Below are 26,884 nucleotides of genomic sequence, written 5' to 3' on the forward strand. Positions count from 1 at the left end.
ATATGCAAGACGCCTTCACCGCCGCAGACGAACTGCTGCTCAAACCTTACGGCCTGGACGAGGCCGCGCTCGAGCGCACGCTGGCGCACATGCGCCACCATGCCATCGACTACGCCGATCTTTACTTCCAGTACACCCGCAACGAGGGCTGGCACCTGGAGGAGGGCATCGTCAAGTCCGGTAGCTTCAGCATCGATCAGGGCGTCGGCGTGCGCGCCGTCGCCGGGGACAAGACGGCCTTCGCCTATTCCGACGCCATCAACCAGGACGCGCTCACCCGCGCGGCCGAGGCCGTGCGCGCGATCGGCAACGCCGGCGGCGACGGCAGCGCCGGCGCGGTGGAAAAGCGCAAGCCGAAGTCGCTGTATCCGTCCATCGATCCCTGTCACAGCCTGGAGGCCGCCGCCAAGGTGGCGTTGCTGGAAAAAGTGGAAAAGCTGGCCAAGGCGATCGATCCGCGCGTGATCCAGGTGATGGCCGGCCTGGCGATGGAGTACGACGTGGTCTACGTCGCGCGCCATGACGGCGTGAGGGCCGCCGACGTGCGCCCGCTGGTGCGGATGTCGGTGTCGGTGATCGCCGAACAGAACGGCCGGCGCGAGCAGGGCGCTGCGGGCGGCGGCGGCCGTTTCGACCTTGCCTATTTCGACGACGCCGTGGTGGAGCGCTACGTGCGCGAGGCGGTCAAGCAGGCGCTGGTGAACCTGGATTCCCGCCCGGCGCCGGCCGGCCAGATGACCGTGGTGCTGGGGCCGGGCTGGCCGGGCGTGTTGCTGCATGAGGCGATCGGCCACGGCCTGGAGGGCGATTTCAATCGCAAGGGCACTTCGGCGTTCTCCGGCAAGATGGGCGAACGCGTGGCCGCGCCGGGCGTGACGGTGGTGGACGACGGCGTGATGGGCGGCCGCCGCGGCGCGCTGGCCATCGACGACGAGGGCAATGCCACCCAGCGCACCGTGCTGATCGAGGACGGCATTCTCAAGGGCTATATGCAGGACGCGATGAACTCGCGGCTGATGCAGGTGGCGCCCACCGGTAATGGCCGCCGCGAGTCGTACGCCAGCATCCCGATGCCGCGGATGACCAACACCTATATGCTGGCCGGCGAGCGCGATCCGCAGGAAATCATCGCTTCGGTCAAGGATGGCCTGTACGCGGTGAATTTCGGCGGCGGCCAGGTGGACATCACCAGCGGCAAGTTCGTGTTCTCGGCGTCGGAGGCCTGGCGCATCGAGAACGGCAAGCTGACCTACCCGGTCAAGGGCGCCACGCTGATCGGCAGCGGCCCCGAGGTGTTGAACTACGTGTCGATGATAGGCAACGACCTGGCGCTGGACCAGGGCGTGGGCGTGTGCGGCAAGGAGGGCCAGAGCGTGCCGGTAGGCGTTGGCCAGCCCACACTGCGCATAGACGGCGGCCTGACCGTGGGCGGCACCGGCGGCTGATCGTCCTTGCCAAGGCCGGGCATGCGCCCGGCCTTTTTCACGCCGTCATGGCTGCATGCCTTGCGCTTCCAGCGCGAGCGCCAGCCTCTCCAGTCCAATGCCGAAACCGGCGCCCTCCCGATAGGCGCCGCCGCCTGCGAGCTGTTTCTGCGCGCCCAGCTCCGGCGCGCGCATCTCGAATCCTTCCCCGTTCAGATAGTAGCTCAGCCCGCGCTTGGCCATGCCGTCCAGCTCGTAGCGCAGACCCAGGCTGTCCAAAAAGCCGCGGCACAGCGTCAGGCTGCGCTCAAACGCGGCGGCGGGATCAGGCCCCAGATACTCATAGCCCAGCTGGGTGAATTCCCGATAGCGGCCAGCTTGCGGCCGCTCGTAGCGATAGCAGCGCGCGGCATAGAAAAATCCGGCCTCGCGTCTGCCGTTCAAAAACGCCCGGCTTCTTTCCTGAAACAGCGCGGAGGCTTCCGGTATCAGGCAGCAGGCACGGCCTTTGCGGTCCGGAAAAGCCCAAATCTGCTCGAGTATTTCGCTGCCGCCGGCCTTGGCGACGAAAGTGTCTTGCCCCCATAAAGCGGGAAGAATGGCTTCTTCCGCGCCAGCGTCAATGAAGCCAGCTCCGGAAACGGTTTTCCAGTTGGCGAAGAATGGCGGCCTCGCGGCCGCTGACGATGCGGGTGCCTCGGATCATGGTCATGATGCTTTCCTTTCAGGATTCGCGCGGAGCGCGCGGGAAATAAAAAAGGCGCCTTGCGGCGCCGGTCTGTGCGGTGGCTGATGGATTGAACGGATCAGTCCCCGGTTCCCTTCCAGCCTGCGCGCACCGACGCGGCGCCCTTGGACAGGGCGTGATGGTGGCGATGGCATTGGAAGGTTTTCATGTCTGCAGCATGACTATTGTCCAGCCCGGATGTCAAGCCATCCGCCGCTTCCATCCTTAGAACCAGGCCCGCGCGCGAAGGCGAGGCGCGGCTGATCTTGATCAAAAACGACGATGCTTTCGTCATTTTAAGCTGCGGCGACGGCTCGCAGAGGCGGGCCGCGTCATAAACCAAAACAAGATTGGATTACGCGATGAGCAAGATGCATAACAGGATTCTGGCGGCTAGCGCGTGCGCGCTGGCATTGGGCGCGTCTGTCACCGCCGGCGCGGCGACCATTACGCCGCCGGGGGCGGGAGGGGCGGCGATCCCGTTCTCCGCGGTGGGGCCGGCGGTGGTCAGCAAGTCGGGCGTGGATGTCGACTGCAGCGCGGTGTTCAGCGGCACGGTGGACGGCGCCGGCAACATCCTGATCACCAGCGCCGCCTTCAAGGGCATTCCAGTGTGCAGGATGATCAAGGCCAGCGCCACGGCGGCCGCGCCATGGGTGGGCAAGGTGACCTCGTTCAACCAGCTGACGATCGACCAGGTGATGGTGAACGTCAACACGCCCATCCTGGGAGGGCAGTGCGGTCCGAGCCTGGTCGGCGGGCAGATAGGCGACAGCGGCAGCGAGACCACGATTTCGCTGTCGGCAGCGCCTTTGGCTGGCGGCTGCGCGATCTCTGCCACGCTGGCCACCACGCCCTATATGCACGTGACGCCTTGATCCTGGGCTGGCATGGGAAGCCCTAGGCGCAGGGCTTCCCGATGGATCAGACGCGGGCCTGGCCGGCCTGGTCGATCTCGGGCTGCGGCATCGCGTCGTCGGCGCGCCACCTGCGCCGCGAGGCCCGCAGCGCATAGGCGCGGCGATAGGCGGCGGGAGTCAGCCCGGTCTGGCGGCGGAACAGGCGGCGAAAAGCGCAGGGGTCGTCGTAGCCGCATTGCTCGACGATGCCGGGCAGATCCAGCATGGTGACTTCCAGCAGCAGCTTGGCGCGCTCCACCCGCAGTTGTTGCAGGTAGTCCAGCGGCGTCATGTCGGCCACCTCGCGGAAATGGCGCAACAAGGTGCGGCTGCTGACCGCGGCGGCGGCCGCCACCCTGCCCAGGCTGTAGGGTTCGGCCACGTGTTGCTCCAGCCAGCGCCGCGCCTTGAACACCACGCTGTCCCGAGTGGGCGTGCTCAACGCGGACAGCGTCTGCGCCGATTGCTCGAACCTCGCCGGCAGGTACAACAGTCCGTTGGTACAGCGCTGCGCCAGTTCGTCTCCGGCAAAATGGCGGACCAGCTCCAGCACCAGCTCGGTAGCCGCCGCCGGCGCGCCGCTGCAGAACACACTGCCGTCCTGCGTGACTGGCCTGTCCATCAGCAGCTTCACCCTTGGGTGGCTGCTGGAGAACCAGCCGGCGATCAGCCAGGTGATGGTGGCGTTGCGGCCGTCCAGGATGCCGGCGCGGGCCAGCAGCGCGGCGCCGTTGTAATTGGTGGCGATGACATCGCCGGCGGCATGGCGCAGGGCGATCAGCCGCAGCGCCTTGTCGGCCCGATCCAGCTGCTGCTTCAGTTGCGGCACGCTGTCCATGTCCAGTCCGGGCACCAGCAGCGCGCAGCGCGCGGCGGCCGGACGGGCGGGAGAGGCGGGCAGCCACGCGGGCAGCGGCTGTTCCGCGCCATCGCTGTCGAGCAGCCGCCAGCTGAACGGCGGCGTTTTCCGCCTGGGGTGGTGAAGATGCCACAGTTTATTGGCCGCATGCAGCACGTCGATGGCGGAAAACAGCGTCCCGCTGAGGCAATTCGGCAGGCAAAACAGGTCTATGCAGGCGTTCATATCGGTCAGCCTTGGCGATATCCGCTTTAACCTTGGCGAAACCGGCTCGTAAAATCAAGTTCAAATGCATGTCATTTTTGTCGTGTCTATGCTGTTTGCTTTCCTGGCGCCTTGATATTCGTCAAGGCGGCTCTTTTCAAGGGCTGGCGATATCCGCCTGTTTATTGGCCGTTCTAGCTCCTTATCCCTTGGCACGTCCTTCATAGACTGAGGTCAAAGCGGCGCCCCGCCTGGATTGTCCTCGCTCGACGCCGTTTTCCCCACCTCACGGAAACGGAGTCGACACATGTCCAATCTGCCAGGGGTCATCCCCGCGATCAAACAGCGCGAAGAGCAGTTCATCGCCGTCCGGCGCAGCATCCACGCGCATCCGGAATTGGGTTTCGAAGAGGTAGCCACCAGCAAGTTGGTGGCGGAGTCGCTGCGCGCCTGGGGTTACGAGGTGACCGCGGGGCTCGGCGGCACCGGCGTGGTTGGCCAGCTGCGCTGCGGCGCGGGCGCGCGCCGGCTGGGCATACGCGCCGACATGGACGCGCTGCCGATACACGAGGACACCGGCCTGCCGTACGCCAGCAAGCTGCCCGGCAAGATGCACGCCTGCGGCCACGATGGCCATACCGCCATCCTGCTGGCGGCGGCGCGCCATCTGGCCGATACCCGCCAGTTCGACGGCACGCTGAACCTCATTTTCCAGCCGGCGGAGGAGGGGCAGGGCGGCGCCGCGCGGATGATGGCCGAAGGGCTGTTCGAGCGCTTTCCCTGCGACGCGGTGTTCGCGCTGCACAACGGGCCCACGCTGCCGGTCGGCAGCTTCATCGTCCAGCCTGGCGTGCTGGCGGCGTCGGCCGACATCGTCACCATCAAGCTGACCGGCAAGGGCGGCCACGGCGGCATGCCGCACACCTGCGTCGATCCCATCGTGGCGATGGCCTCCATCATCCTGTCGCTGCAGACCATCGTGTCCCGCAACCTGCCGCCGGACCAGCCCGCTGTGGTGTCCATCGGCTCGGCGCAGGCCGGCAGCGCCAGCAATGTGATTCCCGATTGCGCCCGGCTGGAGCTGACAGTGCGCACTTACAACCCGGCCATCCAGCAGCAGATAGAAAGCCGGCTGCGGGAGCTGGTCGGCCTGCAGGCGCAAAGCTTCGGCGTGGCGGCCGAGATCGAGTGGACGCCGGTGACCCGAGTGCTGGTCAACACGCCGGAGGAAACGCGCATCGCGCGCGAAGTGGCGGAGGCGATGGTTGGTCCGCAGGCCATCGTGCCGCTGCCGGCCGGCGCGATGGGGGGCGACGACTTCTCCTGGATGCTGGAGAAAGTGCCCGGCTGCTATGTGGTGCTGGGCAACGGCGTCGGCAGCAAGGGCGGCTGCATGATCCACAACCCCGGCTATGACTTCAACGACGAGATTCTCAGCCTTGGCGCCAGCTACTGGGCGCGGCTTGCCGAAGCGTATCTGCGTTAGCGGGACCGCGCGGCGCCGGGGGGCGGCGCCGCGGCGACAATAAGCGCGAGGAGACAATAAGATGAAGCGGATGCACGGATGCGAGTCGCTGTTGTTGATGCTGCTGGCCGGCGCCGGCCATGCTGGCGAGATCACGGTCAGCACGCTGCCTTCCGGCCTGGGAGACGGATACCGTCTCGATCTGGGCGGCTGGACGCTGGAGACCAAGGGCGCGATGGCGATAGGAAGCGTCTACCGGACGGAGAATCCCAACGATGTCTTCACCAACCACGCCAACGCGATGGATACGTTGAACGACGGCGATCTCAACTATCGGCGCGGCGATCTGATATCCGAGTCATGGCAGGGATACGCGCAAGGCGATCTGCGCAAGGGCAATGGCGGAGCGTTCGTCAGCGCCAAGGCCTGGTACGACTACGGCCTGATCCACAACGGGGTGCCGCATGGGCACTCGCCCAACGGCTATGCGCCCGGCGCGGCGCTGAACGACGACAAGTTCACCCAGTTGGGCCGCTTCAGCGGCGCGGCGCTGGATGACGCCTACGTGTATGGCGATTACAACCTGGGCGACGCTTCCCTGCTGTTGAGGCTGGGGCAGCAGGTGATTCCGTGGATCACGCCCACCACCATTCTGGGCGGCATCCAGCAGGTGAATGCGATGGATTTCAACGCGCTGGGCCGCTCTGGCACCATCCCGGAAATGGTCAACATCCCCGCGCCGGCGTTTTACGCCAAGCTGAAGGCCACGTCCAAACTGACTGTGGACGGCTATTACCAGTTCAAGTTCGAGCCCAACGCTTATCCCGCTTGCGGCACTTTCTACTCCGGCAGCGATTACGCCCAGCCGGGCTGCAATGCGCTGACCTTGAACGGCACGCTGCTGAGCAGGCTGCTCCGGCGCAATGTCGTCACTACCGACCAGCAGTCGCTGGCCAACCCGCTGGACTATATCCAGCGGGCGCCGGACGACAAACCATACGGCGGGCAGTTCGGTTTCAGCCTTGGCTACCTGTTCGACAATATCGGCTTGCTGGGTCTGTTCTATTCCAACCAGGCCAGCATGATGAGCTTCAACCAGATGATACGCACCGGCCCCGGCGTCTTTCTGCCGGCGGCGGCGAATCAGGGGCGGGCGGTTCCCGCCGGGATCGCCGGCCAGTTCCTGCGCGCCTATCCGGACAATATCCACATGTACGGCGTCAATTTCCGCACCCGCTTGCCGGACGGCACCGGGGTGTACAGCGAGCTTACCTATCGCCCCAACCAGCCGGTGGCGTGGAACGGCTCCGATTTTCTGTATGGGGTGCTGGCAGGGAGCGGGCCGCTGGGCTATCTGGCGGCCACCCCGGCCGGCTACCTGGCGCGCGGTTACGATACCTTCGGCAGCAGCCAGCTCACGCTGGGCGCTTCCAAGGCGCTGGGACGGTTGCTGGGCGGAGACGCCAAACTGTCGGCCGAAGCCGGCATCAAGCATCTGTCCGGTTTGCCGGACGCCTACGTGATGCGTTACGGCCGCGTGGGCTTCGGGCAGGCGCCCAGCGCGGCCACGCCCTCCTGTAACGGCACGGGGCCCAGTTGCGCGCTGGATGGTTTCGTCACCGCCAATGCCTGGGGGTGGCGCGCCAAGCTGGAGGAGCGCTATTACGGCGCGTTGCCCGGCCTGGATCTGATGCCGTCGCTGGCGCTGGCCTATGACGTCAAAGGCTATTCGCACGATGGCCAGTTCATGGAAGGCAGGCGCAGCGCGCTGTGGCGGCTGCAGGCGGAATACCGGAAGCGTTATCAGTTCGAGTTGCTGTATCTGAAGACGGCGGGCGGCGACTACAACACGCTGCAGGACCGCAGCCTGGCGATGATCAGCGCGGGCATCAAATTCTAATCGTCGCTGAGGGGTGGCGATGAAAACAGCTTCAGAATGTTTGGGTGCCTCATGCGCATTCCGCTTCTGGAGCTGTTTCCAGTTTTTGCCTCGCCTTGGCGCGCGAGAGGACGAGCCGGCTATTGAGCAGAGTGGCTGCAGGAATCTGCAAGTTAATTAAATGGAATGTCTGGCGGATCTTAAATATGCATTGAATTGTCCGTGCAAATACTAGGCCAGTGCTTTGTACTGGATTCCCACCTCGGTTAGGCGCTATGACCACAATATCCGATATGTGGTTATCGTGGGATCGAGTCCTCTCGTGGAGCGCACGCGATCACCGAGGGAGGCGGCAGATGGGAGAGGTTTCCATTCAGGCGGGCGTGCCCGCCAATGTTTTTCGCACCGGGGGACGGATCCGCCTGGTGGACCGGCAGCGTTTGTTCGGCCATGCGTCGATGACTATCTGGCTGACCGGGCTGAGCGGCGCGGGAAAATCCACCATCGCCTACGATCTGGAGGCGAGGCTGGTGGGCGGCGGCTTTTCCGCAGTGGTGCTGGACGGGGACAATCTGCGCCATGGCATCAACCGCAACCTGGGTTTTACCGAGGAGGACCGCCGGGAAAACCTGCGCCGGGCGGCCGAGGTGGCGCGGCTGATGAACGACGCCGGCCTGATCGTGATCTGTTCCTGCATCTCTCCGTTGCGCAGCGACCGCGAAATGGCGCGGGACATCGTCGGCGAGCGCCGTTTCGCCGAGGTTTACATCAGCACGCCGCTGGCGGTGTGCGAGGAGCGCGATTGCAAGGGCCTGTATGCCAAGGCGCGCTCCGGGCAGATCGCGCATTTCACCGGCGTCTCCGCGCCTTATGAAGCGCCGGAGCAGGCAGCGCTGGCGTTGGACACCAGCGCGCTGAGCGTCGACGAGTGCGTGAGCCAGTTGTTCGGGATGGCGCTGCGCTGTTGTAGCCCGGCGGCGATGGAGGAGCTCGGCCATGAATATCATATCTGACGAGAACCGGCCGCTGCCGGTGCTGATGATCCCGTTGAGGCGTTGCGGCAGCCATGCGTTGCGGCTGCGGCTCAATTTCAACTCGGATTTCTATTCGCCCTATCCGCTGCACATCGTCGATTTCATGCCGCTGCTGCCCTTGTACGGCGATTTGTCCGACGACCGCAATTACTTCCAGCTGGTGGTGGACGTGGTGGGTCTGCAAGCGGTCAGCATGGTGAAGTGGCCGGACGTGGTGTTTGATCCGGTGGAGATCTTCGAAGTGCTGTCCGGACAGACGCGCAGCGTGCACAAGGTGGCCTGGGAGCTGCTGCTGCGGGTGGGAGAACGCCATCAAGCCCGCGTGGTGATGGACAAGTCGCTGGACAGCGTACATTACGCCGCCGAGTTGCTGGAATTGCTGCCGCAAATGCGCTTTCTCAACGTCGTGCGCGATCCGCGCGCCCAGGTGGCGTCGATCAACCGCGCCATCATCCATGACTTCGACACCATCCTCAATGTGCGGACCTGGCTCGCGGCCTACCAGGCGGCCGACAGGCTGCTGGCCGAACATCCGGACAAGGTATTGACCATACGCTACGAGGATTTCCTGACCGACCAGCAGATGGCGCTGCGCCAGGTGTGCGATTTCTTCGGCATCGCCTTCATGCCGCAGATGCTGGACATCCGCGGCTCGGCCGAAGCGGCGCAGATCGCGCAGCGCTCGGCGCTGTGGTCGTCCAATCACTTCCCGCCCATCATCGCCCACGCCGACAAATTCAAGCAGCAGCTGTCGATGCGCGAAATCGAGATCATCGAAACCGCCTGCCGTCCCTATATGGAGCGCTACGGCTACACATTGTTGACGGACGCCAACTTGCCGGTGGACGAGAACATGGCGCTTGAAGCGGAGGAGCGTTCGCGGCAAGGACGCCAGCAAGCCTGGGAGGATCTGAAGCAGAAAAACTACCGCGATTACATCTTGCGGCAATGCAGGGCGGATTACCTGGCCAACCTGAAACTGCGCTTGTTGAGAGAGCCGCTTGCCGCGCCGTCGAAACCGGCGGCGCTGGCCAGCTAGCGGACAGGGCATGGCGGTAGCCATGCCTTTTTATTTCCAATAAATTTCTCTATTGACAGAAATTTCAGAAATAAATATCTTGCCAATCATGGAACTGACACCTGTAAGCCAAAGATTCGTGCTCCACTGGGGCGAGATGGGCACCCGCTGGGGCGTCAATCGCACTGTCGCCCAGATTCACGCGCTGCTGTTCATCAGCGGCCGCGCGATGTGCGCGGAGGAACTGGCGGAGACGCTGAACGTCGCCCGCTCCAATGTCAGCAACAGCCTGAAGGAACTGCAAGGCTGGAAGCTGATCCGCAACGCCCATGTGCTGGGCGATAGGCGCGACCACTTCGAAACATCCGGCGACGTGTGGGAGTTGTTCCGCATCATCGTCGCAGAACGCCAGCGGCGCGAGATAGAGCCGACCCTGCAGGTGCTGCGCGAATGCATGGATAGCCCGGACTTTTCCCTGGAAAGCCCGCTGGCTCAACAGAGAATCAAGAGTACCTGGCAGTTCATGGATACCTTGACCGCCTGGACGCGCGAGATGTTGAGGCTGTCCACTTCCACGTTGAGCAAGGTGCTCAAGATGGGGGCCGGCATCCAGAAGCTGCTGGGCCGGGGCAAGCCGGAGGTAGACGAATGAGCTGCCGGGCGGCGGCAGGCTGGCGAGGCGGCAAGCAATAAAGGTTTTTGCCGATGCTTGATAGGGGTAAAAGCGGGGAATTTTTTGACCATTAATTTCTGTTTTGACAGAAATTTCAGAAATAGTGGGAGATTTCCATGAGCGGATTCGTCATCGTCACGATTCTGGCGCCGGCGCTGTGCAGCTTGCGGTGCCGGTTTTTGCTGGCCGATCCTTTATGGCAGGTCACGCTGGCCCTGTGCGAGAGCGGCGAGGGCGCGTCGTTCTGGCGCCGGACTTTTCTGTTGCTGGTGTTGGCCGCGCCATTGTTGACGGTGTTGCTGCTGGCGCCTGAGCAGGCGTCGGCGTCTCTGTGGCTGGATATTCGCGAAATCTTGAAATGGCGCTGATAGGCGTGGTGGCGCAGCTATTGGTGCTGGCGCGGCTGGTGTGGCGCCAGGTGGCGCTCAGCCGGCCTGAAGAGGGAAAGCCTGCGCCGATCGCCGGAGTTCCGCAATGAGAATACTGCTGTTGGGCGCCAGAGGATTCATAGGCCGGAAACTGGCGGCAAGACTGACCGGGGCTGGTCATCAGTTGCTGACGCCATCCCATGCCGAATTGGACCTGGCGCGCCCGGATCGGGTTTGGGCTGCCTGGCTTGACGGGACAGAGGCGGTCGCCAATCTGGCCGGGGCATTTCGTCAAGGGCGGTCCGGCGGATTGGAGGCTGTTCACCATCACGGTCCGTTGCGTCTGGCCGGATTGGCGAAAAAATACGGCGTCCGGCGCTGGGTGCAATTGTCGGCCTTGAGCGCCGCGCCGGATGCCGCCACGCTGTTTCTGGCCAGCAAGGGCAGGGGAGATGCGGCGCTGCTGGATGGCGGGCTGGATGCCGCTGTCGCGCGGCCTTCGCTGGTGTATGGCGCGGATGGCGCCAGCAGCCGCCTGCTGATGCGCTTGGCGCGGCTGCCGTTATGGTTTTTGCCCGATGGCGGCCGGCAACTGATCCAGCCGGTGGCGGCGGCTGACGTGGCCGAAGGCTTGCATCGGCTGATCGAAGGCAGGATTCGCGGCGCGGTGGATTTCGTCGGCGGGGAGGAGGCGACGCTGGCCGATTATCTGCGGCGGCTGCGCAGCTTGCAGGGCCTGGGGTCGATAGAGCGGGTCCAGGCCTTGCCCGGCTGGCTGGCGGATGGCCTGGCCTCTTGCTGCGGCCGCGTCCCGGGCAGTCTGCTGGACCGCGATAGCCTGCGCATGCTGCGCCAAGGCTCGACCGCCGACCCGGCCGCTTTCGCCGCGCTGCTCGGCCGTTCGCCGCTGTCGTTCAGACAATTCGGGGAGGTGGTATGAAAGCCTCGCGACGGATGGTGGAGCTGTCGTTGGCCGCTTTGTGGCTGTGGAGCGGCGTGCAGCCGCCGCTGATGGCCTGGGATGAATCGATCGCCATGCTGGCGCGGCTGGGGCTGCCGCAGGCTGCGCTGGGGCCGTTGTTTCTTGCGCCCTGCGCGCTGGACGTGTCGTTCGCGGCATGGATAGCCTGGCGGCCCCGCGCCTGGGCATGGAGGCTGCAGGCCTTGGTCGTGCTGTTTTACAGCGCGGTGGTGGCGGTGGCCTTGCCGGAAAATTGGCTGCACCCTTTCGCGCCGCTGGTGAAAAATCTGCCCATTCTGGCGATGCTGCTGTGGCTGGGCGCAAACCGGGAAGAAACGCAATGAATGCTTATCTGATCGTCAAAACCTTGCATATCCTGTCCGCCACGCTGATGGTGGGCGCCGGTTTCGGTTCGGCTTTCTACATGTTCTTCGCCAATCGCGGCGGCAAAGTGGCGGCGCAGGCCGAAGTGGCGAGGCTGGTGGTGCGGGCCGATTGGTGGTTCACCACGCCGGCGGTGGTTTTCCAGCCCTTGTCAGGGCTGTGGCTGGCGCATCAGGCCGGCTGGCCGTTAACCATGTCCTGGCTGGCGTGGGCGATCGGCTTGTTTCTGTTCGCCGGCGCGTGCTGGCTGCCGGTGGTATGGCTGCAAATCCGGATGGCGGGCATGGCCCGCGACGCGGCGGAGGCCAGCCAGGCCTTGCCGGCGCGCTACTGGCGTTTCGCCCGGATCTGGGAGTGTCTGGGCTATCCGGCCTTCTGCGCGATGCTGGCGGTGTATTTCCTGATGGTGTTGAAGCCGGACTGGTCGTGAGTGCGGGGTGCGGCTGTTCCGCTGTCGACGTGTATGAGGCTGAAGGCAGAACCTTCAAGAAAAATCGATGAAGGTATGGATGACAGAAGTTAGGGCTATAGTTCAACGTCTCATCCGAGGGGCGCAAGGTTTGGGCCTGTTTGAAAGGTCATGTAGTCCGGTGTATTCAACCTCTGGCAGCCGCAGGTCCCAATTCGCGTAAGTGAAGCCGTGGTGCAATCTGAGAGCGATTTTGACAAACAGCTATTTGAGCTACTTGCTTCGCGTGGGCAGGCAGCCGCTTGGCTGGTCGACTCGCCTCGAGCGGCCCTTGAGATAGAGTGCCGCCAGCTCATCTCTGATCTGACTTTTCAGTCCGACTTGGCCGACTATCTCTCCGCCACCCCTGTGATCAGTGAGTCCATCGAAACGGCTCTTGCGCAATTGGCCTTCTCAGCTGGCTTTCATTGGCGTCAAGCCGAAAAGGTACTTCAACCGTTGGCATATCGAGGCTGGCACCTGGCGCGCTGGCTTCCTACTTTCCTACTTGTGGATGGCCCGCTTGGTCGCCTGCTGAGGCAGAGTCCATCACCACTCGCGAAGAAGATGAAGTCCCATCACGCAAATTTTCCGCTTTTAGCTAGCGCGCGAGATGCTTTCAACAACGACCTGTTCCGCAAGGTGAGAAACGGCTTTGCGCACAGGTCATTTACTTGGAATGGTACGAGCAGTCCGGTTCAAATTGAGGTCTTTCATTTTGAATCTGGTTGCAAGGAGGCGGCGTTGTCTTTGCTGGAAGCCGAAGCACTTCACTACTTAGTCGTGTCTGTAATCCGCACGATCGATGGGGAACTGCTACGTAAGGCAAGCACAAGTGGCGCATAACTCCGATTACACAAAATTTGGATCGGTGCCTATGTATATGTTTTTCTGATCTTATTGGCGCCCTGACGGGCGCCCCGCTTATGCCAAACGGTTTTTGTCATCGAGGCGATGTCTTTCAGCCAGGGCCGCTGTCGCCAATGTCCGGCGGCGAAGGCATGGATCTGGTCTTGCATGGCCAAAGTCGCGCCTATCATGTCCAGGCCTTCGAGGAACATCCGGCGATGGCGCTCGGACAGCGAGAAGGATGCCGTCAGGCTCTTGCTTCGCACGCTCATCGATGCGACATCGATCGCCAGCTGGCTGTTTTCCGGCCTGGAGACATCGGCCAGAATGGCTTCGACATCGGCCTCATCAAGCGCGGCCAGCATCAGGCCGTTGTTCATCGCGTTCGAATAGAAAATTTCGCCGAAGCTCGGCGCGATCACAGCCTGGATGCCGTACTGCCGCAAGCCCCAGACCGCGTGTTCGCGACTGGATCCGCAGCCGAAATTGGGGCCGGCGACCAGGATCCTGGCCGCCGCGTATTCCGGCCGGTTGAGAACGAACTCGGGCCGGGGTTTCCCATCCGGGCCGAAGCGCATGTCGTATAACAGGCCGTCGGCCAGGCCCGCCTTGTCGATGCGTCGCAAGAATTGCTTGGGCATGATTTGATCGGTATCCAGATTGGCAATCGGCAACGGCGCGGCCATGCCTTCGATGCGGCTTTGAATGGTCATGCTTGCGCTCCCAATTTGCGGACGTCGGTGATGTGTCCGGTGACGGCTGCCGCCGCGGCCATCGCAGGGCTCATCAGGTGGGTGATCGCGTCCCGGCCTTGGCGGCCTTCGAAATTGCGATTGGTGGTGGACGCGCAGCGCTCGCCCGGACTGAGGATGTCGTCGTTCATCGCCAGACACATGGAGCAGCCGGGCTGGCGCCATTCGAAGCCGGCTTCGATGAACAGCCGCGCCAGCCCTTCCTGTTCGGCCTGGCGGCGCACTTCGCCGGAGCCCGGCACGATCATGGCGCGCACCGAAGGGGCCACGCTTCGTCCACGCACTATCTCCGCGACGGCGCGCAAATCTTCGATGCGGGCGTTGGTGCAGGAGCCGATGAAGACGCGCTGGATGGGCAAGCCTTCCAGCCGGTCGCCTTCGGCCAGGCCAACATAGCGCAGCGCCCGCTGCATGGTGAGCCGGCCAGCGCCCTCCGGCGCGGACGCAATAATGGGGACGCGGCCGGTGATCGGAATGGATTGATCGGGGCTGGTGCCCCATGTCACATAGGGTTCAACCTCGCTGGCCTGGAATTCAAGCTCAAGGTCGAAGCGAGCGCCGACATCGCTGCGCAGGGCGCTCCAGTCCGCCTTTGCGGCCTCCAGCATCGCGCCGGCCAGATCCGGGCAATGGCTCGCGACGTATTCAAGCGTCAGCGCATCCGGCGCGATCAGCGCGCCGCGCGCGCCGGCCTCGACAGCCATATTGCACAGCGTCATCCGCGCTTCGACCGTCAGCGATTCAATGGCCTCGCCGCAGAACTCGACCACATAGCCGCGAGCGCCGTGCGCGCCTATCCGGTTGATGATCAGCAGGATCAGGTCTTTCGCGGTGGTGCCGGGCGGCAAGCGCCCGGCAACATCGATGCGCATGGTTTGCGCGAGGCGATACGCCAGGGTCTGGGTCGCCAGCACGTGTTCGACCTCGGAGGTGCCGATCCCGAAGCCCAAGGTTCCGAGAGCGCCATAGGTGGTGGTGTGGCTATCGCCGCAGAGGACGACCATGCCCGGGCGAATCATGCCCAGCTCCGGCGCGATCACATGTTCAATGCCTTGAAAGTGGTTGTTGGCATCGAATAGCGGGATGTCGTGGCGCTCGCAATTTTTTTTCAGATTCGAGGCCTGCAACGCAGAGTCCGGCTCTTCAATGACGCGAATCGCCACCGGGTGGGTGGGAATGATGTGGTCGACCACCGCCACGTTCTGGCTGGGCCGCAAGACGCCGCGGCCGGCCTCGGCCAAACCAGCGAACGCTTGCGGGCTGGTGTATTCGTTCATGATGTGCAGATCGGCGTAGAGCAGCACGTTCTGACTATCCAGACGCGCTACCGTATGGGTCTCGACCAATTTCCGGTAGAGCGTTTGGGGTGCTTCTTGCAATGCGGCCATGCTTGTCTCCCGGTGGGCCTGAAAGCGAGGAGGCTTCCTTGGAAGGCAAGTTAGTTGATTGCAAATTTATGTACAATAATTGAAATATCAAACTGTTTTTAACTTGTACGCAAATATGAACTCCGTATCCGACGTCGCTTTTTTCTTGGAAGTAGTGAAGGCGGGCACCTTGTCCGGGGCGGCGCAAGAGCTTGGCGTGTCCACCGCCGCTGTCAGCCGGCGCTTGGCCAATCTTGAGGCGAGGCTTGGCATCCGGCTGCTGAACCGCACGACGAGACGGATGGCCGTCACGTATGAAGGCGAGTTGTATCTGGCGGAGGGGAAAAAGATTCTGGGGGATCTGGAGGAGTTGGAGCAAAGGCTTGCCAGCGCCCAATCCGTCCCGAAGGGGCTGCTGCGCGTCAATGCGACTTTCGGTTTCGGCCGGCAATTCATCGCCCCGGCCATCGCGGATTTCGCCGAGCTTTATCCCGATGTCGAAGTCCAGTTATCCCTGTCCGACCGTCCGGCCAATCTGATCGAAGAAGGGTTCGATGTCTGCATCCGCTTCGGCGATCTGCCCGACGCTCGCGCCACGTCCAGGAAAATTGCCAGCAATCGCCGTCTGCTATGCGCATCTCCCGCTTATCTGGAGCGTTTCGGCACCCCGGCTTCTCCGATGGATCTGCAGCGCCATCGCTGCATCGTGATCCGGGAAAGCGACGAGACCTATGGCGCCTGGCACCTTCATTCAGGGACAACGCAAACCAATGTGAAGGTTCGCGGGACGGTATCGACCAATGATGGAGAGGCTGCGGTCAGCTGGGCGTTGCGAGGGTTGGGGATATTGCTGCGTTCCGAATGGAATGTCGCGCCTTACCTGCGCTCGGGGCGATTGCGCGAGGTGCTTGGCGACTGGCGGTTTCCGGCAGCCGACATTCACGCGGTCTATCCGATGAAGAACAACCTGTCGGCGAAAGTGCGGGCCTTTGTCAGCCATCTGGATAAGCAGTTTGAGCAATATCGGCCAAAAGCGGGAGGAAAGAGCGGTTGGTAGTGTGCGTATGGCCGGAGAGGAAATGATAAAAGCCGCCAAACCCTTGGTTTTGGCGGCTTTGCGAATGGATTAGATTCCGGCGTTGACGATGTCTTCACGCGTGAGCAGGAAGACGAATCCATCGCCGCTTTGGGTTTCCATCCACATGAAGGGCAGGGTAGGGAAGCATTCTTCCAGCATGTCGCGATTGTGGCCGATCTCCACCAGCAGCACGCCGCGCTCGTTCAGGAACTCCGGCGCGCGGCGCAGGATTTCGCGGGTGGCGTCCAGGCCGTCCTCGCCGGAGCCAAGCGCGATTTCCGGCTCGTGCAGATATTCTTCCGGCAGCTCCTCCACCGATTCGGCGTCGACGTAGGGCGGATTGGAGATGATCAGATCGTACTTTTCCTCGATCCCCTCGAACATGTCGGTGTGGATCAGGTTGACGCGGTCCTGCAGGCCATAGTGCTCGACGTTGACCGCCGCCACTTCCAGCGCGTCCAGCGAGATGTCGACGGCATCGACCTCGGCGTCCGGGTAGTGGCTGGCCAGCTGGATGGCCAGGCAGCCGGAGCCGGTGCACAGGTCCAGCGCGCGGTGGACCAGTTCCGGGTGTTCGATCCACGGCGCCAGCGGCTCGCCCAGCAGTTCGTAGATGAAGGAGCGCGGCACCAGTACGCGCTCGTCGACATAGAAGTTGAACTCGCCCTGCCAGGCTTCGTTGGTCAGGTAGGCGACCGGCACCTTGTCCTCGGCGCGGCGGCGGATCAGCTCCACCACGCGCTCCACTTCCTCGGGCAGCAGCCGGGCGTCCAGATAGGGCTCCAGCGTATCGATCGGCAGTTGCAGCGACGACAGGATCAGGTAGGCCGCTTCGTCGTGCGCGCTGTGGGTGCCGTGGCCGTAGGTGAGCTCGGCCTCGTTGAAGCGCGATACGGCGAAGCGAAGCAGGTCGCGCGCGGTGGTGAAGTGGCTGGCGGCCAGTTGGTACATGGATTTCCTTTCAATGCAACAGGGACATGGATGCACCATGTCCCCTGACAGCTATTTCCAGACGACCGCCAGGAGCGGTCGCGGCAGGCTTAGAACGGCAGCTTGGCGTCGGTGGCGGTGGCCAGCACGCGGCGGAAGTCGCCCTTGATGCGCTCCAGCGCCTCCTCGGTGTCGGCTTCGAAGCGCAGCACGATCACCGGCGTGGTGTTGGATGCGCGGGCCAGGCCGAAGCCATCCTTGTATTCGACGCGCAGGCCGTCCAGCGTGTTCACCTCTTCGGCGCCGTCGAACTTGGCGGACTCTTGCAGCTTGGAGATCAGCGCGTGGTTCTCGCCTTCCTTGGCCATCTTCAGGTTCAACTCGGGCGTGGAGACGGCGTTGGGCAGCGAGTTCAAGAGTTCGCTCGGGTCTTCGACGCGGGACAGCACTTCCAACAGGCGGGCGCCGGTGTAGATGCCGTCGTCGAAGCCGTACCAGCGCTCCTTGAAGAACACGTGGCCGCTCATTTCGCCGGCCAGGAGCGCGCCGGTTTCCTTGATCTTGGCCTTGATGAAGCTGTGGCCGGTGCGGGCCATCACCGGCACGCCACCGTTCTTCTTGATCCAGGGTTTGAGCAGGCGGGTGGACTTGACGTCGAAAATCACCTTGGCCTTGGGGTTGCGGTCCAGCACGTCGGCCGCGTACAGCATCAGCTGGCGGTCCGGCCAGATGATGTTGCCGTCCTTGGTGACCACGCCCAGGCGATCGCCGTCGCCGTCGAAGGCCAGGCCGATCTCGGCGTCGGTCTTCTGCAGCGCATCGATCAGGTCCTTCAGGTTTTCCGGCTTGGCCGGATCAGGGTGGTGGTTCGGGAAATTGCCGTCCACGTCGCAGAACAGCTCGCGCACCTTGCAGCCCAGGCGGCGGTAAAGCAGCGGGCCGAAAGCGCCGGCGACGCCGTTGCCGCTGTCCACCACGATGTTCAGCGGGCGTTCCAGCTTGATGTCGGAGGTGATGCGTTCCAGATAGGCTTCCGCGATGTCTTCGGTGCCATAGCCGCCTTCGCCTTCGGCGAGGTCGCCGTCGACGATGCGCTGATAGAGTTTCTGGATGTCCTCGCCGGCCAGGGTGTCGCCGGCCAGCATCATCTTGAAGCCGTTGTAGTCGGGAGGGTTGTGGCTGCCGGTCACCATCACGCCGGACAGGGTGCCCAGCTGATGGGCGGCGAAGTACAGCATGGGCGTGGCGACGCGGCCGACGTCGATCACGTCCACGCCGGCGGCGCGGATGCCGTCGGCCAGGGCCTCGCTCAGCTCGGGGCCGGACAGGCGGCCGTCGCGGCCGATCACGATGGCCTTGACCTTGCGGGCCATGGCTTCCGAGGCCACGGCCTGGCCGATTTGCCGCGCGACGGCGGCGGTCAGGGTTTTGCCGACGATGCCGCGGATGTCATACGCTTTGAAGATATCTTTGGATATTTTGTTCATGATGGCTTTGACGCGATATGAGGTTGGAGGGCGGAGGTGCGCCGCCCCGCTGGGGAGTCAGCCGCCGAGCTGCCGGCTCAAGGCGGCCAACTGCTGTAATTTCTGCTTGGCTTTGCCGCTGTCCAAGGCTTCGCGCGCCATGGTAACACCGTCGGCCAGGCTTGGGGCGATATCAGCGGTGTAAATCGCCGCGCCGGCGTTGAACAGCACGATGTCGCGGGCGGGTCCCGGCTGGCCGTCCAATACCGATAGCAGGCGGTCGCGGGATTGTTCGGCGGTATTGGCGCGCAGGTCTTTCAGCTCGCAGGCGGCGAGGCCGAATTCGCCTGGCTCCAGCTGGTATTCCAGTATCTCGCCATTCTTGAGTTCCGCCACCATGCTGGGGCCGGACAGTGTCAATTCGTCCAGGCCGTCGCTGCCGTGGACGACCATCACGTGCTTGCTGCCCAGTTGCTTGAGCACGCGGGACTGGATGCCCACCAGATCGGGGTGGAACACGCCCATCAACTGGTTGTCGGCGCCGGCCGGATTGGTCAGCGGCCCCAGGATGTTGAAGATGGTGCGCGCGCCAAGCTCCTTGCGGATCGGCGCCACGTGCTTCATCGCGCTGTTGTGGTTGGGCGCGAACATGAAGCCCAGGCCGATCTCGTCCAGGCACTGTCCCACTTGCTCAGCCGTCAGTTGCAGGTTGACGCCTAGCAGCTCCAGCACGTCGGCGCTGCCGGAGCTGGACGATACCGAACGGCCGCCATGCTTGGCTACGCGCGCGCCGGCGGCCGAGGCGACGAAGGCCGCGGTGGTGGAGATGTTGAAAGTGTGGGATTTGTCGCCGCCGGTGCCGCAGGTGTCCACCAGATGATTGCGGTTGGACACTGGCACGTGGGTGGAGAATTCGCGCATCACGGTGGCGGCCGCGGCGATTTCCGACACGGATTCCACCTTGACCCTGAGGCCGATCAGGATGGCGGAGGTTTGCGCCGGCGTCAGTTCGCCGCGCATGATCTGGCGCATCAGCGCCAGCATTTCTTCATAGAACAGTTCGTTGCCGTCGATCAGGCGGTTCAGCGCCGCTTGAGGAGTGATCATGTGGATTTCCTATCAGCTGTGGCGGGCGAGGTCGGCCAGCCTTTGCGTGTCGAGATCGATTTCGCAGGCCAGCCGGGCGCGGGCCGCGCCGTTGCCGCTGGCGTAGCTGGCTTCCACCCAGTCGCAGTGCTGGCGGCGGTAGTCGCGGTAGGACTGGCGGGCGCGGCGCAGTTCGCGCGCGGCGTGGAAGCGGCCGTCGGTGGCGGCGTCCAGCTTGCGCATCGCGTCCAGCGCCTTGTCTTCCTGGGCGGCCAGCCGGCGGCTCGTTTCGCCGTGCCGCTGCTGCAGGCAGGCGGCGACGGCGGGGCTGTCGGCCTTGCTTTGCTCGCAATCGTCCAGCGCGCCGGACCAGGCGGGGGAGGCCAGCAGGACGCCGAGCAGCAGCGGCGTCAATCGCATCAGGCGAACTCCTTCAGGAAGTTGTCCAGCATGCGGTGGCCATGCTCGGTGAGAATGGATTCCGGGTGGAACTGCACGCCCTCGATGGGCAGCGTCTTGTGGCGCACGCCCATGATTTCGCCGTCGTCGGTCCAGGCGGTGACTTCCAGGCAGTCCGGCAGCGTTTCGCGTTCTATCACCAGCGAGTGGTAGCGGGTGCAGGTGACCGGATTGGGAAGGCCGTGAAACATGCCCTTGTCCAGATGGCTGACCGGCGACACCTTGCCGTGCATCAGTTGCTTGGCGTGGACGACCTTGCCGCCGAAAGCCTGGCCTATGCCCTGGTGGCCCAGGCACACGCCCATGATGGGCAGCTTGCCGGCGAAGTGCAGGATGGCCGGCACCGACACGCCGGCTTCGTTGGGCGTGCAGGGGCCGGGAGAGACCACCAGGTATTTTGGCTCCAGCTCTTCGATCTGCTGCAGGGTGATTTCATCGTTGCGGAACACCTTCACGTCCTGGCCCAGCTCGCCGAAGTATTGCACCAGGTTGTAGGTGAAGGAATCGTAATTGTCGATCATCAATAGCATTGAATGATTAACCTTTTGAATTCATTGTTTAATTTTAAATTTTTGTTGCAGTGCCGGATATCTTGCCCGGTTTCGTACCCGGTTTTTCCGCGCTGGACAGACGGCATGCATGATTACGGGTTGCCAACACTATACCCCATAGTCGGCGGTCGCCGTCACCCCCGGAATTCGGCTTTGCCTGCCGTGTCGCGCCTGTTCATGAGGCGCTGCGGTTCAGCTGGTCGCCATAGCGCTCCATCCAGCCCGCCAGTTGCTGCAGAGGTTGCTGCAGCGTGCCGCCCAGCGGGGTGATCCGGTATTCGACGCGGGGCGGCACCTCGGCGTATACGGTGCGTTGCACCAGGCCGCGCTGCTCGAAGGCCCGCAGCTGGCGGGTGAGTTCCTTCTGCGTGATGGTGCCGACCGCGCGCTGCAGTTCGCCGAAGCGTACAGGACGGTCCATCACGATCAGGCGATAGAGGATGGGAATCGCCCATTTGCCGGCGATCAGATCGATGAATTGCAGCATCGGACAGGTGCTGGCTGAGGCGGTTTCCTGCTGATTTTTCAAAGTCATGATGGATCATGGGTATCAATTCAATACCTACTATACATTGCATACTAATGGCCATAAAGAGGCTGTGTCGGTTGCGTCAATGGCTTGTCGCCGGGGCCGGCGCTGCAGGAGCGGATACGCAAGCTGGCGTCGCTGGCCTGGAGCGGCCGGAGGAGCTGGCCAAGGCGGTGGCGTTCCTGGCTTACGACGAGCCCAGCTACATGCTTGGCGGCGAGCTGCGGGTGGATGGCGGCGTCGGTAATCTGCAGGCGGCGCTCTTTCTGAGTATGACGTTTGTGTTTCGAGGCGCTAGAATGGTCTGCATCGAAATCGAAGCGTCATCTCGAATGAATGATCCCAAATCCGCCGTTCTGGGCGCCGCGGCGGCAAGCGAAGACATGCATTCGCGCCGTCGCGCGCTGCTGGCCGCAAGCGGCGCCCACGCGGTCCACGACGGCCTGACCGACCTGGTCTACGTGCTATTGCCCATCTGGCAGGCGCAATTCGGCATCGGGTACGCGATGGTGGGCTTGCTGCGCGGCGCGTATTCCGGCGCGATGGCCGGTTTCCAGCTGATGGCCAGCCGGTTGGCCAGGCGCTGGGGGCGCAAGCGCATGCTGGTTGGCGGCACCGCGCTGGCGGGCATGGCCTATCTGTTGGCCGGCCAGGCGGGCGGCCTGGCGGTCCTGCTGCTGGCCTTGGCGCTGGGCGGCCTGGGCGCCAGCGTCCAGCATCCGCTGGCGTCTTCGCTGGTGGCGGACAGCCATGAGGCGGGCGGCGGCTCGCGGCAGGCGTTGGCGCAATACAATTTCGCCGGGGACATCGGCAAGACGCTGATTCCGGCGTTGACAGGCTTGCTGCTGACAGTGGCGAGCTGGCGGCTCAGCGTCAGCCTGATGGGTTTGCTGGGCTTGGCGGCGGCCGGGCTGCTGTGGCGGCTGGTTCCGGACCGTTTGCCAAGCGCCGCGGCAAAGTCGGCGGCGCGCGCTGCGGGCAAGGGCTCGAGGGGCGGCTTGCGCGCCTTGCTGGCCACCGGCGCGATAGACAGCGCGGCGCGGATGGGATTTTTGACTTTTCTGCCCTTTCTCTTGAAGAGCAAGGGAGCGGGTACGGCGGGCATCGGTTTGGCGCTGTCGCTGTTGTTCGTCGGCGGGGCGTTCGGCAAGCTGTTCTGCGGCTATCTGGGCGCGCGCGTCGGCATGGTCAAGACGGTATGGCTGACCGAGGGGATGACCGCATTGCTGATCGCGATGAGCCTGGCGTTGCCGCTGTTTGGAACCATGGCGATGCTGCCTTTGCTGGGACTGGCGCTGAACGGCACTTCGTCGGTGTTGTACGGCACGGTGCCGGAGCTGGCCGATGCCAGCGGGCGGGAGCATGCGTTCGCCTTGTTCTACACCGGCACGATAGGCGGCGGCGCATTGTCGCCGGTGCTGTTCGGCCGTTTGGGCGATCTCGCCGGCGTGCCGGCGGCGATGCTGGCGCTGGCGGCCTTCCTGCTGCTGACGCTGCCTCTGTCCTGGCGAGTGGGCAGGGATCTGGATGCATAAAAAACGCCGGCATGAGCCGGCGTTTTGGATTGGAAACGTCAGGCGTCCAGCCCGTCGCGCACCATCTGCGCGGCGCGCAGCACCGCGCGCGCCTTGTTCTGCGTTTCCTGCCATTCCGACTGCGGCACCGAGTCGGCGACGATGCCGGCGCCGGACTGCACGTAGAGCATGCCGTTCTTCAGCACCGCGGTGCGGATGGCGATGGCGAGGTCCATGTCGCCGTTGAAGCCCAGGTAGCCCACCGCGCCGCCGTAGACGCCGCGCTTGGTCGGCTCGAACTCGTCGATGATCTGCATCGCCCGCACCTTGGGCGCGCCGGACAGCGTGCCGGCCGGGAAGGTGGCCTTAATCACGTCGATATTGCTGATCTTGCGGTCCACCTGGCCTTCCACATTGGACACGATGTGCATCACGTGGGAATAGCGCTCGATCGCCATATTGTCGGTGATCTTCACCGTGCCGATGTCGGCGACGCGGCCGACGTCGTTGCGGCCCAGGTCCATCAGCATCACGTGTTCGGCGATTTCCTTGGGATCGGCCAGCAGTTCCGCGGCCAGCGCTTCGTCATGCTCGCGGCTGTGGCCGCGCGGGCGGGTGCCGGCGATCGGGCGCACGGTCACGGTTTCGCCTTCGCGTCGCACCAGAATTTCCGGCGACGCGCCCACCACGTGGAAGTCGTCGAAATGGTAGAAGAACATGTACGGCGACGGGTTGAGGTTGCGCAGCGCGCGGTACAGCGCGATCGGCGAGCCGTGGTAGGGCTGCTGCATGCGCTGGGCCAGCACCACCTGCATGATGTCGCCGTCGTGGATGTAGCGCTGACAGGACGCCACGGCTTCCTTGAACGCATCCTCGCCGTATTCCGACACCGCTTCGCCCTCGTGCGGCTGCGGCAGCGACAGCGGGATGGTCAGCGGCTCGCGCAGCTTGGCGCGCAGCTGTGCCAGCCGCGCCTTGGCCTTCTGCAGCGCGTTCGGCACTTCGGGATCGGCGTAAACCACCAGGTAGAGCTTGCCGGACAGATTGTCCACCACGGCGATCTCTTCCGACAGCATCAGCAGGATGTCCGGGGTGCCCACCGGGTCCGGTTTCTGGACGTCGGCCAGGCGGCGTTCGACATAGCGTATGGTGTCGTAGCCGAAGTAGCCGACAAGGCCGCCGGAATAGCGCGGCAGGCCGGGCAGCTCCGGGATGCGGAAGCGGTGCTGGAAGGCTTCGATGAAGGCCAGCGGGTCGCCGTCGTGGCGCTCTATCACCTTGTCGCCGCATTCCACCTGTACCCGCTGGCCATTGACGCGCAAGCGAGTGTCGGCCGGCAGGCCGATGATGGAATAGCGGCCGTGGCGCTCGCCGCCCACCACCGATTCCAGCAGGTAGCTGTACGGCTGGTTGGCGAGCTTCAGGTAGATGGACAGCGGGCTGTCCAGATCGGCCAGCAGTTCCTGGGTGACGGGGATGCGGTTGTAGCCGGCGGCGGCCAGCTGGTCAAACTCTTGCGCTTGCATGCGGTTCTTCCTGTGTCTTGTCAGTTTGGGCGGGGTCGTGCGGGGCGTGGGCCGGGCGACGCCATCGCCAGCTGGCGGGGCAGGGAAGAAAGGCCATGGGCGTTTGAGTTCCTTCAGGGTTGACGGGATTCAGTCATTCTTCATCAAATCGTAGAGCTCGGCAACACTGTTTACCGTCAGGTCCGCTCCCAGCGTGGACGCGTCGGCGTAGCCGTAGCCGACGGCGATGGCCGCGCTGCCGGCTGCTCGGGCGGCGGCCACGTCGTTGGCGGAGTCGCCCACCATCGCCAGTTCCTGCGGCTGAATCCCCAGCACTTGGCAGCAATGCAAGAGCGGCAGCGCCGATGGCTTCCTCTCGGGCAGCGTGTCGCCGCCGAGGATCATGCTGAACAGGTCGCGCAGGCCCAGTTGCTCGGTCAGCGGCACGGCCAGGCGTTCGGATTTGTTGGTGATCATGACCAGCGGCAGCTTGAGGGCGCGCAGCAGGGCGAGGCCGTCGAGCACGCCGGGATAGACCGTGGTGCGGACCGCCAGGCGCTCGCTGTAGCGCTGGACGAAGAAGCGGTAGCCGCTCTCCCACAGCGGGCCGTCGGCCTCGGCGTGGCGCTCGTCGGTGATGGCGCGGTGCACCAGGCTGGCGATGCCGTCGCCGACGTGGCTCTTGATCCGCTCAGGGTCGAGCGGAGGCAGGCCCAGATGCCCGCGCATCGCGTTGGCGGCGTCGGCCAGATCGGGAATGGAGTCGACCAGTGTGCCGTCCAGATCGAAGGCGACGGCTTTGATGTGCTTGAGATTCATGTGTCTGCTTTGCTGCCGCGGCCGGCGGGCCGCGGCGGAATGGGTGATGCGGAGTGTCTAGAGCTCGCGGATGTCGACGACCTGATGCTGGCCGAAAGACGGCGACACCAGGTAGTCGACGATCTTGCGCGCGGCGTCGCCCGGGCTGCTCAGCGCGCCGTCGGCCTTCAGCGCGTCGAAGCGGGCCTTCTGCGGGAACTGGCCTTCGTCGCTGGCGCGGATATTGCCCTGCATGTCGGTGTCCACCACGCCCGGATACAGCGCGACGATCTGCGCCGGATTGGCCTTGCCTTCCTGCTCCACGGCCACGCTGCGGCTGAAGTGGTCCAGGCTGGCCTTGGTGGCGCAGTACACGCTCCAGCCCGGATAGGCCTTGGCGGCGGCGCCGGACGAGATGTTCAGGATGCGGCGGCGCGCCGGCAGGCGATCGGTGGCGGACAGTAGAGCGTCTGTCGCCAGCAGCGGCGCGGTGACGTTGACGGCGACAGCCTTCACCACCTCGTCGGCAGGATAATGGCCAGCCTGGGCGATGGGTGTCACCACGCCGGCGTTGTTGATCAGCGTGATCGTCGCGCATTCCGGCAGCGGCAGCTGCTGCAAAGCGGTGTGGACCGAGGCGGCGGCCTGCGCGGCGTCGGCCAGGTCGGCGTTGACCGCCAGCAGCCGCTCGGGATGGCGGGCGGCCAGCCCTTCCAGCGCCGGGCCGGCGTTGCGGGCGATGCCGACGACGAAATAACCGTCGCTCAGCAGCGTTTCGCAGATGGCGTAACCCAGGCCGCGCGAGGCACCGGTGACGATGAATGCATGCATTGCTTTACCCCTTGATGGTGGAGGAGGCCAGCCGCGCTCTTATGCCTGGACGCGGGCCAGCTCGGCGCGCATCGCGTCGATGACGGCCTTGTATTCTTTCTGGCCGTAGATGGCGGAGCCGGCCACGAAGGTGTCGGCGCCGGCGGCGGCCACCTGGGCGATATTGTCCACTTTGACGCCGCCGTCCACTTCCAGCCAGATTTCGCCGCCGCGCTTGGCGGTGTATTCGTCGATGCGCTGGCGGACCTGCCGGATCTTTTCCAGCGCGTGCGGAATGAACGATTGTCCGCCGAAACCCGGGTTCACCGACATGATCAGTATCATGTCCAGCTTGTCCATCACGTGGTCCAGGTAGGAGAGCGGCGTGGCCGGGTTGAACACCAGGCCGGCCTTGCAGCCGGCGTCCTTGATCAGGCCCAGGGTGCGGTCGATGTGTTCCGAGCCTTCCGGATGGAAGGTGATGATGTCGGCGCCGGCCTTGGCGAAGGCGGCGGCCAGCGCATCCACGGGCTTCACCATCAAGTGGACGTCGATCGGGGCGCTGCTGTGGGGGCGGATGGCCTCGCAGAACATCGGGCCCATGGTCAGATTGGGGACGTAGTGGTTGTCCATCACATCGAAGTGGATGATGTCGGCGCCGGCGGCGATGACATCGCAGACTTCCTGGCCCAGGCGGGCGAAATCGGCGGACAGAATGCTGGGGGCGATACGGAAAGTGCGCATGGCGATTGCTCTGACATCGATAAACGAGGAATGCCCGGCATTCTACCGCGCCAAAAGCGGTTTGGCCGGATAAAATGAAAACCAAGATCAATCAGGAGAAGCC

Annotated in this window: 29 protein-coding genes; 14 read left to right on the plus strand and 15 right to left on the minus strand. The window is 64.0% G+C overall.

Annotation, left to right across the window (positions count from 1 at the left end):
- Nucleotides 1-2 precede the first annotated feature (2 nt).
- Nucleotides 3-1,445 carry a metalloprotease TldD gene (tldD, locus tag BKX93_RS00730; RefSeq protein WP_021475371.1) on the plus strand — a complete coding sequence of 481 codons (1,443 nt, stop codon included), beginning with the start codon at nucleotides 3-5 and terminating at the stop codon, nucleotides 1,443-1,445.
- A gap of 45 nt (nucleotides 1,446-1,490) precedes the next feature.
- Here tldD and BKX93_RS00735 read toward each other — a convergent pair whose 3' ends face one another.
- Nucleotides 1,491-2,048 (minus strand): ATP phosphoribosyltransferase regulatory subunit, encoded by a 558-nt coding sequence (locus tag BKX93_RS00735; RefSeq protein ID WP_070978168.1) that lies wholly within the window; start codon nucleotides 2,046-2,048, stop codon nucleotides 1,491-1,493.
- A gap of 182 nt (nucleotides 2,049-2,230) precedes the next feature.
- On the minus strand, nucleotides 2,231-2,425 hold the full coding sequence (locus tag BKX93_RS00740) for a hypothetical protein (RefSeq protein ID WP_145929191.1): 195 nt from the start codon (nucleotides 2,423-2,425) through the stop codon (nucleotides 2,231-2,233).
- A gap of 88 nt (nucleotides 2,426-2,513) precedes the next feature.
- Here BKX93_RS00740 and BKX93_RS00745 point away from each other — a divergent pair, with 88 nt between their 5' ends.
- Nucleotides 2,514-3,029 carry a hypothetical protein gene (locus tag BKX93_RS00745; RefSeq protein WP_070978171.1) on the plus strand — a complete coding sequence of 172 codons (516 nt, stop codon included), beginning with the start codon at nucleotides 2,514-2,516 and terminating at the stop codon, nucleotides 3,027-3,029.
- A gap of 46 nt (nucleotides 3,030-3,075) precedes the next feature.
- Here BKX93_RS00745 and BKX93_RS00750 read toward each other — a convergent pair whose 3' ends face one another.
- Complete coding sequence (locus BKX93_RS00750; RefSeq protein WP_070978173.1) at nucleotides 3,076-4,134, minus strand: GlxA family transcriptional regulator; 1,059 nt, start codon at nucleotides 4,132-4,134, stop codon at nucleotides 3,076-3,078.
- 286 nt (nucleotides 4,135-4,420) lie between these two features.
- Between BKX93_RS00750 and BKX93_RS00755 the strand changes: the two genes are divergently transcribed.
- From BKX93_RS00755 to BKX93_RS00800, 10 genes are all read left to right on the plus strand, one after another.
- Nucleotides 4,421-5,599 (plus strand): M20 aminoacylase family protein, encoded by a 1,179-nt coding sequence (locus BKX93_RS00755; protein ID WP_070978174.1) that lies wholly within the window; start codon nucleotides 4,421-4,423, stop codon nucleotides 5,597-5,599.
- Nucleotides 5,600-5,660: 61 nt separating this feature from the next.
- Entirely contained in the window at nucleotides 5,661-7,478 is a 1,818-nt protein-coding gene (locus tag BKX93_RS00760) for a DUF1302 domain-containing protein (RefSeq protein WP_070978176.1), read from the plus strand.
- Between the two features lie 335 nt (nucleotides 7,479-7,813).
- Nucleotides 7,814-8,470, plus strand: coding sequence for an adenylyl-sulfate kinase (gene cysC / locus BKX93_RS00765; protein ID WP_046155768.1), 657 nt, complete (start codon nucleotides 7,814-7,816; stop codon nucleotides 8,468-8,470).
- Nucleotides 8,454-9,530 carry a sulfotransferase family protein gene (locus tag BKX93_RS00770; protein WP_046166493.1) on the plus strand — a complete coding sequence of 359 codons (1,077 nt, stop codon included), beginning with the start codon at nucleotides 8,454-8,456 and terminating at the stop codon, nucleotides 9,528-9,530. The genes cysC and BKX93_RS00770 overlap by 17 nt, the downstream gene beginning before the upstream one ends.
- Before the next feature lie 88 nt (nucleotides 9,531-9,618).
- Nucleotides 9,619-10,161 carry a GbsR/MarR family transcriptional regulator gene (locus BKX93_RS00775; protein ID WP_046155770.1) on the plus strand — a complete coding sequence of 181 codons (543 nt, stop codon included), beginning with the start codon at nucleotides 9,619-9,621 and terminating at the stop codon, nucleotides 10,159-10,161.
- Nucleotides 10,162-10,298: 137 nt separating this feature from the next.
- Nucleotides 10,299-10,550, plus strand: coding sequence for a hypothetical protein (locus tag BKX93_RS00780; protein WP_070978178.1), 252 nt, complete (start codon nucleotides 10,299-10,301; stop codon nucleotides 10,548-10,550).
- Between the two features lie 106 nt (nucleotides 10,551-10,656).
- A complete protein-coding gene (locus BKX93_RS00785) occupies nucleotides 10,657-11,490 on the plus strand; it encodes an NAD-dependent epimerase/dehydratase family protein (RefSeq protein ID WP_070978179.1) in 834 nt (277 codons plus the stop codon).
- The gene (locus BKX93_RS00790; protein WP_070978181.1) at nucleotides 11,487-11,855 is read left to right on the plus strand and encodes a DoxX-like family protein; all 369 of its coding nucleotides are present in this window, start codon (nucleotides 11,487-11,489) and stop codon (nucleotides 11,853-11,855) included. The genes BKX93_RS00785 and BKX93_RS00790 overlap by 4 nt, the downstream gene beginning before the upstream one ends.
- On the plus strand, nucleotides 11,852-12,325 hold the full coding sequence (locus BKX93_RS00795; protein WP_070978183.1) for a DUF2269 family protein: 474 nt from the start codon (nucleotides 11,852-11,854) through the stop codon (nucleotides 12,323-12,325). The genes BKX93_RS00790 and BKX93_RS00795 overlap by 4 nt, the downstream gene beginning before the upstream one ends.
- A gap of 213 nt (nucleotides 12,326-12,538) precedes the next feature.
- Complete coding sequence (locus BKX93_RS00800) at nucleotides 12,539-13,189, plus strand: hypothetical protein (protein WP_070978184.1); 651 nt, start codon at nucleotides 12,539-12,541, stop codon at nucleotides 13,187-13,189.
- A 29-nt stretch (nucleotides 13,190-13,218) separates the two neighbouring features.
- On the opposite strand, the gene leuD is transcribed toward BKX93_RS00800, so the two are convergent.
- Nucleotides 13,219-13,905, minus strand: a complete 687-nt coding sequence (leuD, locus tag BKX93_RS00805) for a 3-isopropylmalate dehydratase small subunit (protein ID WP_070978186.1) — start codon at nucleotides 13,903-13,905, stop codon at nucleotides 13,219-13,221.
- Nucleotides 13,902-15,332: a 3-isopropylmalate dehydratase large subunit gene (leuC, locus tag BKX93_RS00810; protein ID WP_070978187.1), complete on the minus strand. Its 1,431-nt coding sequence runs from the start codon at nucleotides 15,330-15,332 to the stop codon at nucleotides 13,902-13,904. The genes leuD and leuC overlap by 4 nt, the downstream gene beginning before the upstream one ends.
- Before the next feature lie 115 nt (nucleotides 15,333-15,447).
- Between leuC and BKX93_RS00815 the strand changes: the two genes are divergently transcribed.
- Entirely contained in the window at nucleotides 15,448-16,368 is a 921-nt protein-coding gene (locus BKX93_RS00815; RefSeq protein ID WP_046155778.1) for a LysR family transcriptional regulator, read from the plus strand.
- A 69-nt stretch (nucleotides 16,369-16,437) separates the two neighbouring features.
- Here the strand turns inward: BKX93_RS00815 and prmB are convergent, their stop codons facing one another.
- The 6 genes from prmB to BKX93_RS00845 all read right to left on the minus strand — a co-directional run bounded on the left by prmB (nucleotide 16,438) and on the right by BKX93_RS00845 (nucleotide 21,416).
- Nucleotides 16,438-17,340 carry a 50S ribosomal protein L3 N(5)-glutamine methyltransferase gene (gene prmB, locus BKX93_RS00820; RefSeq protein WP_070978189.1) on the minus strand — a complete coding sequence of 301 codons (903 nt, stop codon included), beginning with the start codon at nucleotides 17,338-17,340 and terminating at the stop codon, nucleotides 16,438-16,440.
- Between the two features lie 89 nt (nucleotides 17,341-17,429).
- Nucleotides 17,430-18,806 carry a phosphomannomutase/phosphoglucomutase gene (locus BKX93_RS00825; protein ID WP_070978190.1) on the minus strand — a complete coding sequence of 459 codons (1,377 nt, stop codon included), beginning with the start codon at nucleotides 18,804-18,806 and terminating at the stop codon, nucleotides 17,430-17,432.
- 57 nt (nucleotides 18,807-18,863) lie between these two features.
- The gene (trpD, locus tag BKX93_RS00830) at nucleotides 18,864-19,892 is read right to left on the minus strand and encodes an anthranilate phosphoribosyltransferase (RefSeq protein ID WP_046166500.1); all 1,029 of its coding nucleotides are present in this window, start codon (nucleotides 19,890-19,892) and stop codon (nucleotides 18,864-18,866) included.
- A 12-nt stretch (nucleotides 19,893-19,904) separates the two neighbouring features.
- Complete coding sequence (locus BKX93_RS00835; RefSeq protein WP_046155782.1) at nucleotides 19,905-20,291, minus strand: lysozyme inhibitor LprI family protein; 387 nt, start codon at nucleotides 20,289-20,291, stop codon at nucleotides 19,905-19,907.
- Nucleotides 20,291-20,860, minus strand: a complete 570-nt coding sequence (locus BKX93_RS00840) for an aminodeoxychorismate/anthranilate synthase component II (RefSeq protein WP_046155783.1) — start codon at nucleotides 20,858-20,860, stop codon at nucleotides 20,291-20,293. The genes BKX93_RS00835 and BKX93_RS00840 overlap by 1 nt, the downstream gene beginning before the upstream one ends.
- Nucleotides 20,861-21,056: 196 nt before the next feature.
- Nucleotides 21,057-21,416 carry a winged helix-turn-helix transcriptional regulator gene (locus tag BKX93_RS00845; protein WP_070978192.1) on the minus strand — a complete coding sequence of 120 codons (360 nt, stop codon included), beginning with the start codon at nucleotides 21,414-21,416 and terminating at the stop codon, nucleotides 21,057-21,059.
- Nucleotides 21,417-21,487: 71 nt separating this feature from the next.
- Here BKX93_RS00845 and BKX93_RS00850 point away from each other — a divergent pair, with 71 nt between their 5' ends.
- Nucleotides 21,488-22,945 carry an MFS transporter gene (locus BKX93_RS00850; RefSeq protein WP_244887211.1) on the plus strand — a complete coding sequence of 486 codons (1,458 nt, stop codon included), beginning with the start codon at nucleotides 21,488-21,490 and terminating at the stop codon, nucleotides 22,943-22,945.
- A 38-nt stretch (nucleotides 22,946-22,983) separates the two neighbouring features.
- On the opposite strand, the gene trpE is transcribed toward BKX93_RS00850, so the two are convergent.
- The 4 genes from trpE to rpe all read right to left on the minus strand — a co-directional run bounded on the left by trpE (nucleotide 22,984) and on the right by rpe (nucleotide 26,781).
- On the minus strand, nucleotides 22,984-24,450 hold the full coding sequence (trpE, locus tag BKX93_RS00855) for an anthranilate synthase component I (protein ID WP_046155785.1): 1,467 nt from the start codon (nucleotides 24,448-24,450) through the stop codon (nucleotides 22,984-22,986).
- A gap of 129 nt (nucleotides 24,451-24,579) precedes the next feature.
- A complete protein-coding gene (locus BKX93_RS00860; RefSeq protein ID WP_070978195.1) occupies nucleotides 24,580-25,248 on the minus strand; it encodes a phosphoglycolate phosphatase in 669 nt (222 codons plus the stop codon).
- A 57-nt stretch (nucleotides 25,249-25,305) separates the two neighbouring features.
- Nucleotides 25,306-26,058, minus strand: a complete 753-nt coding sequence (locus BKX93_RS00865) for an SDR family oxidoreductase (protein WP_046166508.1) — start codon at nucleotides 26,056-26,058, stop codon at nucleotides 25,306-25,308.
- A 39-nt stretch (nucleotides 26,059-26,097) separates the two neighbouring features.
- Nucleotides 26,098-26,781 carry a ribulose-phosphate 3-epimerase gene (rpe, locus tag BKX93_RS00870; RefSeq protein WP_070978197.1) on the minus strand — a complete coding sequence of 228 codons (684 nt, stop codon included), beginning with the start codon at nucleotides 26,779-26,781 and terminating at the stop codon, nucleotides 26,098-26,100.
- Between the last annotated feature and the right edge of the window lie 103 nt (nucleotides 26,782-26,884).

The sequence above is a fragment of the Chromobacterium vaccinii genome (genome assembly GCF_001855275.1).
Taxonomy (GTDB): Bacteria; Pseudomonadota; Gammaproteobacteria; order Burkholderiales; family Chromobacteriaceae; genus Chromobacterium; species Chromobacterium vaccinii.

Bases quoted from the DNA above. Each gene is read 5' to 3' on its own strand.
- tldD (WP_021475371.1), top strand. From the start codon at position 3: ATGCAAGACGCCTTCACCGCCGCAGACGAACTGCTGCTCAAACCTTAC.
- BKX93_RS00745 (WP_070978171.1), top strand. From the start codon at position 2,514: ATGAGCAAGATGCATAACAGGATTCTGGCGGCTAGCGCGTGCGCGCTG.
- BKX93_RS00750 (WP_070978173.1), bottom strand. From the start codon at position 4,134: ATGAACGCCTGCATAGACCTGTTTTGCCTGCCGAATTGCCTCAGCGGG.
- BKX93_RS00755 (WP_070978174.1), top strand. From the start codon at position 4,421: ATGTCCAATCTGCCAGGGGTCATCCCCGCGATCAAACAGCGCGAAGAG.
- BKX93_RS00760 (WP_070978176.1), top strand. From the start codon at position 5,661: ATGAAGCGGATGCACGGATGCGAGTCGCTGTTGTTGATGCTGCTGGCC.
- cysC (WP_046155768.1), top strand. From the start codon at position 7,814: ATGGGAGAGGTTTCCATTCAGGCGGGCGTGCCCGCCAATGTTTTTCGC.
- BKX93_RS00770 (WP_046166493.1), top strand. From the start codon at position 8,454: ATGAATATCATATCTGACGAGAACCGGCCGCTGCCGGTGCTGATGATC.
- BKX93_RS00775 (WP_046155770.1), top strand. From the start codon at position 9,619: ATGGAACTGACACCTGTAAGCCAAAGATTCGTGCTCCACTGGGGCGAG.
- BKX93_RS00780 (WP_070978178.1), top strand. From the start codon at position 10,299: ATGAGCGGATTCGTCATCGTCACGATTCTGGCGCCGGCGCTGTGCAGC.
- BKX93_RS00785 (WP_070978179.1), top strand. From the start codon at position 10,657: ATGAGAATACTGCTGTTGGGCGCCAGAGGATTCATAGGCCGGAAACTG.
- BKX93_RS00790 (WP_070978181.1), top strand. From the start codon at position 11,487: ATGAAAGCCTCGCGACGGATGGTGGAGCTGTCGTTGGCCGCTTTGTGG.
- BKX93_RS00795 (WP_070978183.1), top strand. From the start codon at position 11,852: ATGAATGCTTATCTGATCGTCAAAACCTTGCATATCCTGTCCGCCACG.
- leuD (WP_070978186.1), bottom strand. From the start codon at position 13,905: ATGACCATTCAAAGCCGCATCGAAGGCATGGCCGCGCCGTTGCCGATT.
- leuC (WP_070978187.1), bottom strand. From the start codon at position 15,332: ATGGCCGCATTGCAAGAAGCACCCCAAACGCTCTACCGGAAATTGGTC.
- BKX93_RS00815 (WP_046155778.1), top strand. From the start codon at position 15,448: ATGAACTCCGTATCCGACGTCGCTTTTTTCTTGGAAGTAGTGAAGGCG.
- prmB (WP_070978189.1), bottom strand. From the start codon at position 17,340: ATGTACCAACTGGCCGCCAGCCACTTCACCACCGCGCGCGACCTGCTT.
- BKX93_RS00825 (WP_070978190.1), bottom strand. From the start codon at position 18,806: ATGAACAAAATATCCAAAGATATCTTCAAAGCGTATGACATCCGCGGC.
- trpD (WP_046166500.1), bottom strand. From the start codon at position 19,892: ATGATCACTCCTCAAGCGGCGCTGAACCGCCTGATCGACGGCAACGAA.
- BKX93_RS00835 (WP_046155782.1), bottom strand. From the start codon at position 20,291: ATGCGATTGACGCCGCTGCTGCTCGGCGTCCTGCTGGCCTCCCCCGCC.
- BKX93_RS00840 (WP_046155783.1), bottom strand. From the start codon at position 20,860: ATGCTATTGATGATCGACAATTACGATTCCTTCACCTACAACCTGGTG.
- BKX93_RS00845 (WP_070978192.1), bottom strand. From the start codon at position 21,416: ATGACTTTGAAAAATCAGCAGGAAACCGCCTCAGCCAGCACCTGTCCG.
- trpE (WP_046155785.1), bottom strand. From the start codon at position 24,450: ATGCAAGCGCAAGAGTTTGACCAGCTGGCCGCCGCCGGCTACAACCGC.
- BKX93_RS00860 (WP_070978195.1), bottom strand. From the start codon at position 25,248: ATGAATCTCAAGCACATCAAAGCCGTCGCCTTCGATCTGGACGGCACA.
- BKX93_RS00865 (WP_046166508.1), bottom strand. From the start codon at position 26,058: ATGCATGCATTCATCGTCACCGGTGCCTCGCGCGGCCTGGGTTACGCC.
- rpe (WP_070978197.1), bottom strand. From the start codon at position 26,781: ATGCGCACTTTCCGTATCGCCCCCAGCATTCTGTCCGCCGATTTCGCC.